The 12,473-nt window shown below is 68.2% G+C and carries 10 protein-coding genes and 1 pseudogene; 8 read left to right on the top strand and 3 right to left on the bottom strand.

Annotation, left to right across the window (positions count from 1 at the left end; genetic code table 11):
• Positions 1–4 precede the first annotated feature (4 nt).
• A complete protein-coding gene (gene cobG / locus AB0876_RS23640) occupies positions 5–1,123 on the bottom strand; it encodes a precorrin-3B synthase (RefSeq protein WP_491840686.1) in 1,119 nt (372 codons plus the stop codon).
• A gap of 354 nt (positions 1,124–1,477) precedes the next feature.
• Between cobG and cobN the strand changes: the two genes are divergently transcribed.
• From cobN to AB0876_RS23605, 7 genes and pseudogenes are all read left to right on the top strand, one after another.
• Positions 1,478–5,128, top strand: a complete 3,651-nt coding sequence (gene cobN / locus AB0876_RS23635; protein ID WP_526043090.1) for a cobaltochelatase subunit CobN — start codon at positions 1,478–1,480, stop codon at positions 5,126–5,128.
• A gap of 97 nt (positions 5,129–5,225) precedes the next feature.
• A complete protein-coding gene (locus AB0876_RS23630) occupies positions 5,226–5,609 on the top strand; it encodes a PPOX class F420-dependent oxidoreductase (protein ID WP_491840688.1) in 384 nt (127 codons plus the stop codon).
• 5 nt (positions 5,610–5,614) lie between these two features.
• A complete protein-coding gene (locus AB0876_RS23625) occupies positions 5,615–6,043 on the top strand; it encodes a PPOX class F420-dependent oxidoreductase (RefSeq protein ID WP_491840689.1) in 429 nt (142 codons plus the stop codon).
• A gap of 6 nt (positions 6,044–6,049) precedes the next feature.
• Entirely contained in the window at positions 6,050–6,544 is a 495-nt protein-coding gene (locus AB0876_RS23620; RefSeq protein WP_526043089.1) for an FxsA family protein, read from the top strand.
• A 17-nt stretch (positions 6,545–6,561) separates the two neighbouring features.
• Complete coding sequence (locus AB0876_RS23615) at positions 6,562–8,157, top strand: amidohydrolase (RefSeq protein ID WP_526043088.1); 1,596 nt, start codon at positions 6,562–6,564, stop codon at positions 8,155–8,157.
• A complete protein-coding gene (gene lnt, locus AB0876_RS23610) occupies positions 8,147–10,048 on the top strand; it encodes an apolipoprotein N-acyltransferase (RefSeq protein ID WP_526043087.1) in 1,902 nt (633 codons plus the stop codon). The genes AB0876_RS23615 and lnt overlap by 11 nt, the downstream gene beginning before the upstream one ends.
• A 63-nt stretch (positions 10,049–10,111) precedes the next feature.
• A pseudogene (locus AB0876_RS23605) lies at positions 10,112–10,846 on the top strand (polyprenol monophosphomannose synthase); the annotation flags it as partial.
• Between the two features lie 81 nt (positions 10,847–10,927).
• Here the strand turns inward: AB0876_RS23605 and AB0876_RS23600 are convergent.
• A complete protein-coding gene (locus AB0876_RS23600; RefSeq protein WP_064881086.1) occupies positions 10,928–11,266 on the bottom strand; it encodes an RNA polymerase-binding protein RbpA in 339 nt (112 codons plus the stop codon).
• 122 nt (positions 11,267–11,388) lie between these two features.
• Here AB0876_RS23600 and AB0876_RS23595 point away from each other — a divergent pair, with 122 nt between their 5' ends.
• On the top strand, positions 11,389–11,727 hold the full coding sequence (locus AB0876_RS23595; RefSeq protein ID WP_064880956.1) for a hypothetical protein: 339 nt from the start codon (positions 11,389–11,391) through the stop codon (positions 11,725–11,727).
• Here AB0876_RS23595 and AB0876_RS23590 read toward each other — a convergent pair.
• Positions 11,724–12,440: a hypothetical protein gene (locus AB0876_RS23590; RefSeq protein ID WP_064960625.1), complete on the bottom strand. Its 717-nt coding sequence runs from the start codon at positions 12,438–12,440 to the stop codon at positions 11,724–11,726. The genes AB0876_RS23595 and AB0876_RS23590 overlap by 4 nt on opposite strands.
• Positions 12,441–12,473 lie beyond the last annotated feature (33 nt).

Genomic DNA, 12,473 nt, shown 5'->3' with positions numbered 1-12,473 from the left:
TACCCTACGGGGGCGCGATACGCAGCCGGTATCCGTCCTCAGTAGCGATCAGGACCTCGGCGGTGGGTGGGCTGCCGCAGGCCCGCTCGCAGCCCACGAAGTGCCGGTGCGTCTCCGTGGGGTTGTCGACCGCCTCGGCCGCGTCGCCGCGCACATCGGCGATCGACTTGGCGCATCCGGGGCTGCCGGTGCAGGCGCTGACCCGCAGCCACGGCGAGTTCTGGTCGAACACGAGTCCCAGTGGCGCGAGCACACGAAGCGACATGTCCGCTTCACCTTCGCCGACGTCGCACACCAGCACCGAGCGCCACGGGGTGATCACCAGTGGCGACTCGATCGCAGCCAGGAAGTGGGCGGTCCGGGCCGGCAACACACCCAGGGGCAGTCCGGCGCCCAGAGTGATGCGGCCGTCGTTCTGCTGAATCCAGCCGACGGGCGGTTGCACTGTCGGCGGCCAGGTGGCGCCCGCCGGGGCAGTGACGTCCAGACCGTCCAACAGCGCCGAATGGTCGTCGAGTTCGGTTATCCGCCAGGCCTTTCCGCGGATGTCGAGGAACCGTCTGGCCACCTCGATGAGGGTGGTCGTCGCGTCACCGATGTCGAGTCGTACCCCGGTGTCACGGCCGGCCAGCAGGAGTGCGCACGTGCCGTCGTCCAGCGCGTGCACCCCGGCGTCGGCGTCGATCCCGGACATGTCGCCGCGGCCGTCGTCGAGGCTGAACCAGAACCTGCCCGGCAGCGCGGCCAGCGCCGGGTCGGCCTGGATGGCGTTGTCGAGTTCGGTGACCAGTGGGCGGACGTCGATGATGCCGCCCGAACGTCCGGACAGGGGTGAGGCGACGATGTTGCGGGCCCGCTCGTGGGTCGGCGATGGCAGAAGCCCGGCGTCGGCCAGCACGGTGGCCGCCCCGTCGGTGTCGGTCAACGCCCGGATCTGGATGTTGCCGCGCGAGGTGAGTTCCATTGCCGGAGAGCCGAACTGCTCGGCGACGTCGGCCATTGCGGTCAATTGCGTCGAGCTGATCATGCCGCCGGGGAGCCGAACCCGCACCAGGGCGCCGTCGGCGGCCTGGTGCACCGTCAGTGCGCCGGGGCAGGCGTCGTTGTCGCGGGTTCTGGTCATCTCGCAGTCCATCCTACTTTCGGCCGGTGTTGTGACATCCGTCATAGGTGCGGAAACCTGTTCGGTCGCTTACAGATCGGCCATTTTCGACGCCGCCGGACGTACCGTTTAGGGGAATTTCCGGGACCACCGGTACCGGGAAGTTGAACAGCTTGACAGAGGCTCTGACGAAAGGAGTGATCCATGCTCGCCTTCGGTGCATTCGCCGTGCTCGTGCTGGTGCTCGTTGCGACGCCGGGCCGGCCCTACCGGCAGTCGTGGCACGACCGGTTCGGCGAAACCCAACCCTGAACGTTGCTGATTCGTACCGCACCGGCTGCCCCGATCGGGTAGCCGGTGCGGTACGAATGGGGGGTGTCCCACCCTTCTGACGCCGCCGCTTCGACCGCCGCAAACGATGCCGCTACGCCCACCGTCCTGCTGCTGTCGACCTCGGACACCGATCTGATCACTGCCCGCGCCAGTGGGGCGCGGTACCGCTGGGCGAACCCGTCGCGGCTGGTCAGCGGTGAGCTCGCGGAGCTCCTCGAGGGTGCCGACATCGCGGTGATCCGGATCCTCGGTGGGTGCCGAGCCTGGCAGGACGGCATCGACACCGTGGTGTCGAGCGGCCTGCCGACCATCGTGGTGAGCGGCGAGCAGTCGCCCGACGCCGAGCTGATGGGGCATTCGACCGCCCCGCAGGGTGCGGCCCTGCAGACCCACATCTATCTGGCCCAGGGCGGTCTGGAAAACCTCGCGAACCTGCATTCCTTCCTGTCCGACACCTTGCTGATGACCGGATTCGGTTTCGCGGCGCCGGTGAGCACTCCGAATTGGGGTGTCCTCGAGCGCGCCGCCACCGACGCCGCCGGTCCGACCGTGGCCGTGCTGTATTACCGCGCCCAGCAACTCGCCGGAAACACCGGCTACGTCGAGGCATTGTGTGACGCCGTCGAGCAGGCCGGCGGCCGGGCGCTGCCGGTGTTCTGCGCCTCCCTGCGCACCGCCGAACCCGAACTCCTCGAGTTGCTGGGCACCGCCGATGCGCTCGTCACCACAGTGCTCGCTGCCGGCGGCGCCACCCCGGCGACAGTCGGTGCCGGCGGTAACGACGATTCATGGAACGTCGCTCACCTTGCCGCACTGGATATTCCGATCCTGCAGGGCCTGTGTCTGACCAGTTCGCGGGATCAGTGGTCGGATAACGACGACGGCATGTCGCCACTGGACGTGGCAACCCAGGTCGCCGTTCCCGAGTTCGACGGGCGCATCATCACCGTGCCGTTCTCCTTCAAGGAGATCGATTCCGAAGGGTTGATCTCCTACGTCGCCGACCCCGAGCGTTGTGCGCGGGTGGCCGGCCTGGCCGTACGGCACGCTCGGTTGCGAGCCATCCCGGCTGCGGAAAAGAGAGTGGCCGTGATGTTTTCGGCCTATCCCACCAAGCACGCCCGCATCGGCAATGCCGTCGGTCTGGACACCCCGGCCAGCGCGGTCGCACTGCTGCGCACGATGCGCGATGCGGGGTACGACATCGGCGACACCGGAGCGCCCGGCGACCTTGCCACAATCGTCGACTCTGGCGACGGGGATGCCCTGATCCACTCTCTGATCGAGCGCGGCGGTCAGGACCCGGACTGGTTGACCGACGAGGCCCTGGCCGCCAACCCGATCCGGGTCCCGGCAAAGGATTACCGGGCCTGGTTCGCCACGCTGCCTGCCGAGCTATCCGATGCGGTCGCCGAGCACTGGGGCCCGCCACCGGGAGAGCTGTTCGTCGACCGCAGTCGCGATCCCGACGGAGAGATCGTCATCGCGGCCATCCAGGCCGGCAACGTGGTGCTGATCGTTCAGCCGCCGCGCGGCTTCGGGGAGAACCCCGTGGCCATCTACCACGACCCCGACCTGCCGCCCAGCCACCACTATCTGGCCGCCTACCGCTGGCTGGACAAGTCGTTCCCGGGTTCGTTCGGTGCGGACGCCGTGGTGCACCTGGGGAAGCACGGGAACCTGGAATGGCTGCCGGGCAAGACGCTGGGTATGAGCGCGGCCTGCGGCACCGACGCCGCACTCGGGGACCTGCCATTGATCTACCCCTTCCTCGTCAACGATCCGGGGGAGGGCACCCAGGCCAAGCGCCGGGCGCACGCCACCCTGATCGACCACCTCATCCCGCCGATGGCGCGCGCCGAAACCTACGGTGACATCGCCAAACTCGAACAGCTGCTCGACGAGCACTCCACAGTCTCTGCGCTGGACCCCGGCAAGCTGCCGGCGATCCGCCAGCAGATCTGGACGCTGATGCGCGCGGCCAAGATGGACCACGATCTGGGTCTGGAGGATCGTCCCGACGAGGAATCCTTCGACGACATGCTGCTGCACGTGGACGGCTGGCTGTGCGAGATCAAGGATGTCCAGATTCGCGACGGTCTGCATGTGTTGGGTCAGAAGCCCACCGGCCCAGGTGAACTCGATCTCGTGCTGGCCATCCTGCGGGCCCGGCAGCTGTTCGGCGGCGAGCAGACGGTTCCCGGGTTGCGTCAGGCGCTGGGCCTGACCGAGGACGGCAGTGACGACCGCGCGGCCGTCGACGCCGCCGAGGCCGGTGCCCGCGAGCTGGTGGCCGCGCTCCAGGAATCCGGTTGGGACGCTTCCGCAGTGGACCGCATCACCGACAATCCCGAGGTGGCCCGCATCCTGCGCTTCGCCGCGACCGAGGTGGTGCCCCGGCTGGCCGGTACCGAAGCGGAGATCGACCAGGTGCTGCGCGCCCTGGCCGGCGGCTTCATTGCCTCCGGGCCGTCCGGCTCGCCGTTGCGCGGACTGGTCAACGTGCTGCCCACCGGCCGCAACTTCTACTCGGTGGACCCCAAGGCGGTTCCGTCGCGGCTGGCCTGGGAAACCGGTGTGGCGATGGCGGATTCACTTCTGGACCGCTACCGGACCGACTACGGCCGCTGGCCGCAATCGGTCGGGCTGTCGGTGTGGGGTACCTCGGCCATGCGCACGGCCGGTGACGACATCGCCGAAGTGCTCGCCCTGCTGGGAGTGCGGCCGGTGTGGGACGACGCGTCCCGCCGGGTCGTCAACCTGGAGCCGATCGACCTGGCAGAACTCGGCCGACCACGCATCGACGTCACGGTGCGCATCTCGGGGTTCTTCCGCGACGCCTTCCCCCACGTGGTCACCATGCTCGACGACGCCGTGGCATTGGTGGCGGGCCTCGACGAGCCGGTCGAGGACAACTACGTTCGTGCCCACTCGCAGGCCGACCTGGTCGAACACGGCGATCAAAGGCGAGCCACCACAAGGATTTTCGGTTCCAAGCCGGGAACCTACGGGGCCGGTCTGCTGCAGCTGATCGACAGCCGCAACTGGCGCGACGACGCCGACCTGGCTGAGGTGTACACCGCCTGGGGCGGATTCGCCTACGGTCGCGGACTCGACGGAGCCCCCGCCGCCGATGACATGAACCGGGCCTACCGGCGAATCGCGGTGGCGGCCAAGAACACCGACACCCGCGAACACGACATCGCCGATTCCGACGACTACTTCCAGTATCACGGCGGCATGGTCGCCACCGTGCGGGCACTGACCGGACAGGCCCCGGCGGCCTACATCGGTGACAACACCCGCCCAGATGCCGTCCGCACCCGCACGCTGTCAGAGGAGACCAACCGGGTGTTCCGGGCCCGGGTGGTTAACCCGCGCTGGATCACGGCAATGCGCCGGCACGGCTACAAGGGTGCCTTCGAGATGGCGGCCACGGTCGACTATCTGTTCGGCTACGACGCCACCGCGCACGTGATGGCCGACTGGATGTACGAACGGCTCTCGGCCGAATACGTTCTCGACGACGAGAACCGCAAGTTCATGTCGGAGTCCAACCCGTGGGCGCTGCACGGCATGGCCGAGCGACTCCTTGAGGCTGCGGGGCGTGGCATGTGGGCCGAGCCCGAGCAGGCCACCTTGGACGGGCTGCGTCAGGTGCTGCTGGAAACCGAGGGCGAACTCGAGGGCTGACCGCGCTGACTCTGCGCCCAGGGCGCACCGTTCTCGCACATTTGCGCCCTGTTCGCAGAGTCAACGCCCGCCGACCTGTTGGCTTAGATTGGGCAGCATGGCTCTCACCTTCGCCGATGTCGCCAAGGCCAACTACGTTCTGCTGACCACGTTCACCAAGGACGGGCGGCCCAAGCCGACCGCCATCTGGGCCGCGCCGTCACCTGACGGGCTGGTGGTGATCACGCAGGAAACATCCTGGAAGGTCAAACGGATCCGCAACACGCCGCGGGTCACCCTCGCGGCCTGTGACGTGCGTGGCAATCCCAAGAGTGAGGCGGTGGAGGCCGTCGCGGAGATCCTGCCCAAATCGGCCAACGGCGCCACCTACGATGCGATCGGCAAGCGGTACGGCCTGCTGGGCAAGACGTTCAACGTCTTCTCCAAGCTGCGCGGCGGCATGCAGAACAACGTTTCGCTTCTGCTCAAACCGGTGAACTGAGTCTCATGGCACCTACCTTCGAGGACGTTTACCGCGAGAAGTACCTGCTGCTGACCACCTTTACCAAGACCGGCAAGCCCAAGCCGACCGCGGTGTGGGGCGTCCCGGACGGTGACAAGCTGCTGATCATCACCGACGACGGATCGTGGAAGACCAAGCGCATCAACAACACCCCGCGGGTCACGATCCAGAAATGCGGTGTGCTCGGCGCTCCGAAGGGCGATCCGGTGGAGGCGGTGGCGCACAACCTGCCGAAGTCCGAGACCCGGCGGGTGTTCGAGGCGATCATCAAGCGGTACTGGAACCACGTCTGGTACTTCGTGCCGCGGGCCCTGTTGCGCGGCGGCATCGACAAGGTGCACAGCGCGATCGAGGTGCGTGCCGCCGACGCACCGGCACCCGCTCCGGAACCGAACCGCCCGCCCGATCGTTGACCTGGCATGGCAAAGCGGCTGTTTCTGATCTATCTCCTCGTAGAGATGGCGGTGATGGTCGCCCTGGTGGCGACCATCGGGTTCGGCTACACCGTGCTCTTGCTGCTGGCCTCGTTCGTGATCGGGCTGGTGTTGGCGGGTTCGCAGCTCAACCGGCACATCCGCCGGTTGCGTGCGGGCCTGTCAGGTGGCCTGTCCGATCCCCAGGGCACGGTGTCCGACAGCCTGCTGGTGGCGCTGGGCACCGTGTTGGTGGTGATTCCCGGACTGGCCAGCTCGGTCGTCGGCGCACTGTTGCTGTTGCCGCCCACGCGGGCGGCCGCACGGCCGGTGCTCACGGGCCTGGTCGCCCGGCGGGTGCCGCTCATCGTTGCCGCCCCCGCCGGTTTCGGTGCAGCGACCGGTGCCGCCGATTTTCGACGGGGGACAGGCGACTACATTGACGGCGAAGTAATCGACGTCAACGACGTCGATCCGTACCGTCTGCCTCCCCAGGCCTGACCGCCAGCCGAAACAGCTTGACCACTCTCCTGATCAACGGGCGTATCCACAGCCCCAGCTATCCCGACGCGACGGCATTCGCCGTGCGCGGCGGAGTAGTGGCGTGGCTGGGTACCGACGACGTCGGCCGGTCACAGTTTCCCGATGCCGAGGTGATCGACCTCGACGGCGGGTTCGTCGCCCCGGCGTTCGTCGACAGCCACGTCCACCTGACCGCCACCGGGCTGAATCTGCGCGGCCTGGACCTGCGTGGGGCCACCTCGTTGGCGCACTGCCTGCGACTGGTGGACGAATACGCCCGCCGGAATCCGGACGGGCCGGTGTGGGGGCACGGCTGGGACGAGTCGGGCTGGCCGGAACGCACCGGCCCCAGCACCGAGGACCTCGACGGCGTCCTGGGAGACCGTCCCGCCTATCTCGCCCGCGTCGATGTGCATTCCGCCGCCGCCACCACCGCGCTGCGCCGGTTGGTGCCCGCGCTGCCCGAGGCCGCCGGGTTCGATCCGCAGCGCCCGCTGAGCGCCGAGGCGCATCACCTGGTGCGTGCAGCGGCGCGTGAACAGCTGACCGCGCAGCAACGGCACGACGCCCGCGTCGAGGCGCTCGACCACGCCGCCGGGATGGGCATCGCCGCGGTCCACGAATGCGCAGGCCCGCAGATCGGCGGCCTGCTGGACTGGCAGGAGCTGCGTGCGCTGGAGCACGGAGTAGAGGTCGTCGGATATTGGGGCGAGCCGGCCCGCGACGCCGAACATGCCCGCCACCTGATTGCCGAGACGGGCGCGCGGGGGCTGGCCGGAGACCTGTTCGTCGACGGCGCTCTCGGCTCACGCACCGCGTGGCTGCACGAGCCCTACCACGACGCACCCCACACCTGCGGCAATTCCTATCTCGACGTCGGTGCCATCACCACACATCTGCAGGCATGCACGGAGGCCGGAATCCCGGCCGGGTTCCACGTGATCGGCGATGCCGCCGTCGCCGCGGTCGTCGAGGGATTCGAGGCTGTGGCGCAGCGGCTGGGTGGCCCGGCCGTGGCCCGCTGCGGTCACCGCCTGGAGCATCTGGAGATGGTCAACGCCGAGCAGGCCGCCCAGTTGGGCGCCTGGGGTGTGATGGCCAGCATGCAACCCATCTTCGATGCCCTGTGGGGCGGCGAAGACGGCATGTACGCCCAGCGTCTCGGGCTTGACCGAGTTCACCGGCTCAACCCGTTTGCGCTGTTAGCATCCGAAGGCGTGCCCCTTGCCTTCGGCTCAGACACCCCGGTCACCAGCATGAATCCCTGGCAGACCGTGCGTGCGGCGGTGTCACACCGCAGCGCAGGCAGCGCCATTTCGGCTCGGGCAGCGTTCGCTGCGGCCACTCGTGGGGGCTGGCGGGCCGGTGGGGTCCGCGACGGTGTCACCGGAACGCTGACGCCAGGGGCCGCTGCCAGTTATGCGGTGTGGGATGCCGACGATCTGGAGGTCAGCGCACCGGCAAACGCCGTCCAACGTTGGTCCACCGACCCGCGGTCACGCGTTCCCGCACTGCCGCGGCTGGCCGCCGACGCGGACCTGCCGCGCTGCCGTCAGACCGTCCACCGGGGTGTCGTCATTCATGGGCAGTGACCGTCCGCGAGACCGATCCGAGCGCTCCCGGGCGCCGCGGCCGGATGGTTTGGGCCGCCCGCGACCCAACGAGACCACCGACGTGATCCCGGCCATCGAGGAAGACGAACTGGCAGAACTCGACGAGCTCGACGACGAGTCCTTCGGCGAACTGGATGAGGACGTCACCGGCGATCCGGTGGCCGACATCGATCCCGATGACGAACCCGAGGACCGCGGGTATCGCCTGACCGCGGCGGGCACGCCGGACCGCTGGTCCGTGGTGACCGTCCGGGCGTCGCGGTTTGGCCGCGCCGCCGCGGCGCGGTGGGCGCAGTTGAGCGCGTCGGTCGGCGGCGGACTCGGGTTGTGCCTGAGCTACCCACCCACCGGCTGGTGGTGGGCGGCCTTTGTCGGGCTGGCGTTGATCGGCTGGGTGCTGACGCTGCGGTCCACGACCCTCGCCGGCGGCTTCGGCTACGGATTCCTGTTCGGGCTGGCCTTCTACATCCCGCTACTGCCGTGGATCAGCGGTCTAGTCGGTGCGGTGCCCTGGCTGGCCCTGGCCGCCATGGAGGCCGTGTTCTGCGGGTTCTTCGGCCTGTCGGCGGTCGTGGTCAGGCGATTACCCGGATGGCCGTTGTGGTTCGCGGCGCTGTGGAGTACCCAGGAGTGGCTCAAGTCGACCGTGCCGTTCGGCGGATTTCCCTGGGGCGTGGTCGGATTCGGCCAGACCAACGGACCACTGCTCGCCATCGCGCGCTGGGGCGGCGCCCCGGTCCTGTCGTTCGCGGTGGCGCTCGTCGGCTTCAGCGCGACGCTGCTGGCACTGGAGATCGCGCACTGGTGGCGTCACGGGCACAAGCCGGGCTTCCCCGCGCCTGCGGTCATGCTGCCCGGCCTGAGCATCACGGTGGTTCTGCTGTCCACCGCACTGTTGTGGCCGCAGGTTCGTCATTCCGGGACCGGCGCGGGCGATGAGCAGACCGTCACCGTGGCCGCCGTGCAGGGCAATGTGCCCAGGCTCGGACTGGAGTTCAACGCCCAGCGCCGTGCGGTGCTCGACAACCACGTGAAAGAGACGCAGCAGCTGGCCGACGACGTCCGCGCGGGCAGGGCCCCGCAGCCGATGTTCGTGGTGTGGCCCGAGAACGCCTCCGACATCGACCCGTTGGCCAACGCCGACGCCGCGGCTCAGATCACCGCCGCCGCCGACGCCATCGGCGCGCCGATCCTCGTGGGAACCGTCACCAAGGCCGACGGTTACACCGCGGACAACCCGGTCGCCACCAACACCGTGATCGTCTGGGATCCGGAACACGGGCCGGGGGAGCGCCACGACAAGAAGATCGTGCAGCCGTTCGGCGAGTACCTGCCGTGGCGCAGCTTCTTCAAACACCTGTCGTCATATGCGGACCGGGCCGGCTACTTCGTGCCGGGTGAGGGTAACGGCGTCGTCCACGCCGCGGGAGTGCCGATCGGGGTGACCACCTGCTGGGAGGTGATCTTCGACCGGGCCGCGCGGGAGTCGGTGCTCAGCGGCGCGCAGGTGCTGACGGTGCCCACCAACAATGCGACGTTCGACGAGAGCATGAGTGCGCAGCAGTTGGCGTTCGGCAAACTGCGGGCCGTCGAGCACGATCGGTACGTCGTGGTGGCCGGGACCACCGGGATCAGTGCCGTGATCGCGCCGGACGGACGTGAGCTGGCTCGCACCGAGTTCTTCCAGCCCGCCTATCTGGACAGCCAGGTCAGGCTGAAAACCGAGCTGACACCCGCCACCGAGTGGGGGCCGGCTTTGCAGGTGGCGCTGGTCACGATTGGATTTGGGGCGTTGCTCGCCGCAATACTGCACAATGGAGGGTTCGTGCAAAGAATGAGGCGTCGCACCGGCGAAGGCCCGCGACGATGAAGGAGCCACATGACAGTCCCTGGTGACGGAGCGAAGCGGCCGGGGGAATCCAGCCCTCGCCGGGACGGTGAACGCCCGAGTCAGCGCACCCTGGTGATCATTCCCACCTACAACGAGCGGGAGAATCTGCCGCTGATCGTCGGGCGTGTTCATCACGCCAGCCCCGAGGTGCACATCCTGGTGGTCGACGACGGCAGCCCCGACGGCACCGGCAAGCTGGCCGATGAATTGGCACTGGCCGACCCGGATCGTGTGCACGTGATGCACCGGACCAGCAAAGCGGGTCTGGGTGCGGCCTATCTGGCCGGCTTTGCCTGGGGGCTGGGCCGCGGGTACTCGGTCCTGGTCGAGATGGACGCCGACGGCAGTCACGCGCCGGAGGAATTGAGCCGGCTGCTGGACGCGGTCGACGCCGGTGCGGACCTGGCCATCGGTTCGCGCTATGTCTCCGGCGGCACGGTACGCAACTGGCCCGTTCGGCGGCTGGTGCTGTCCAAGACCGCCAATACCTACTCCCGGTTGCTGCTGGGTGTCGGTATCCACGACATCACCGCCGGCTACCGCGCGTACCGGCGGGAGGTGCTGGAGAAGATCGACCTGTCCGCGGTGGACTCCAAGGGTTACTGCTTCCAGATCGACCTGACCTGGCGTGCGATCAACAACGGCTTCAAGGTGGTCGAGGTGCCCATCACGTTCACCGAACGTGAGCTCGGGGTCTCCAAGATGAGCGGCTCGAACATCCGCGAGGCGATGTTCAAGGTCGCGGAGTGGGGTATCCGCGGGCGCCTGGACCGCGCCAGGGGCGTGGTGCGCAGTTAGTCGGCGACGAAAAAACCGCGGCCATGCCCACAAGGGCATGGCCGCGGTTTTTTATCGGGTTCAGCTACCGCGACGCTTGGTCTTGATGAGGTCGAGGCGCTCCTTGAGCAGTTCTTCGAGCTCCTCGACGGAGCGGCGCTCCAGCAGCATGTCCCAGTGGGTACGCGGCGGCTTGACCTTCTTGGGCTCCGGCACGTCGCCGTCGATCAGGGTGCCCTCCATGCCGTTCTTGCAGGGCCAGGTGCCGGGAATCTCGGCGTCGTCGGCGAACGGGACGTCGAATATCTCACCGTTGTCGGTGCGGTAGCGCGCGACCTGACGCGGCGCCAGGTCATGGTTGCGGTCGGTCTCGTAGCTCACGGCTCCGAGGCGACTGCCTCTCAGGACGCGATCAGCCATCGTCAACACTCCTTGTTCGGCGTTTGTCCGGATGTATCAACGCAGCACGGCGTTGCGAAGTTCCCGACTCGACCATCGATGATACGCGGGTCGCGGCGTCGGGCAGTCTACAGTCGGGACCCATGGCGCACCACCACCGAAAGAATCGTCCGCAACCCTGTCGGTGGTGTGGTCGTGAGGTCGCCGATGCGCAGATGGGCCGGCGTCGCCAGTATTGCAGGCAATCCTGCCGGCAGCGAGCCTACGAACAGCGCGCGATGGTGAAAGGCACCTCGCTGGCCCCGGATTCGGTGGTGCTCTCCGCGGACGAGGCCGCCCAGCTGTCCGACCGGGTGTATCAGGTCCGGTGTGCGGCCGAGGATGTCGCGATCGCGGTGGACGAGGGTGCCGCAGCCGACGAGCTGCGACAGTTGTGTGACGCGTTGCTACAGGCCGCGAAGGCCGCCGACGGCTGGCGCTAGTCGGGCGGGCAGCTGAGCTGACGCCCGACGCCCACCGGCGGTGGGACCGGCTTGAGACAGCCCAACGGTTCGACGCCCGACGAGTTCAGCAGCACCGCGGACTGGTGCGCGTAGTTGACGCACACCAGGGTGGTGTCGTCGGCGCGGCACCGGTAGTCGCCGAAGGCCAGTGACTTGCCCGCGGCCAGTTCCGCGCCGTCCCCGTAGTTGAACCGGCCCGGATCTCCGTGCAGCGAGCCGATATCCACGGTCTCCCCGCCGAAATCCACCCAGCCGGGAATCCACTGACCCTCGACGTCCGACGGCTTCGAGGGGAGGCCGCTGGCCTGGATGAGGCACGCCAATTGGCCTTCGGCCATCTTGTCGGTGGCGCAGCGGGCCTTGCCCGAAGGAGCGACGAACGCGACATCGTCACCCAGATTGGTGGATTGACCTTCGCGCGTTGCCGTATGGAAGCCCGACGGGTCGGCCGGGGTGCCCGCCTCGACCCACTTGATCACCCGGTTCATCGGGGTACCCGGATCCGGCGCCGTGGTGGGCAGCGGCGAGGTGGTGGTCGTGGTGGTTGTGGTGATCTTGGTGTGCGGGGCGCCGGCCGGCATCGACATCCGGGGCTGCGAGTTCGGCTGCGTCTCGTGCCCCCCTCCCGGTGAGCAGGCCGCCACGAGCGCCGCCAAAAGCACAGCAGCCCCAACAGTCACAGCGATTCGCATACCCGCAAGGCTAGCGGTCGCATGCCACGCCCA

Origin of the sequence: Mycobacterium sp. NPDC049093 (genome assembly GCF_040704635.1) — a bacterium.
Lineage (GTDB): Bacteria > Actinomycetota > Actinomycetes > Mycobacteriales > Mycobacteriaceae > Mycobacterium.
Note: the sequence above shows the minus strand (reverse complement) of the source record. Positions and strands in the feature narration are given on the sequence as shown.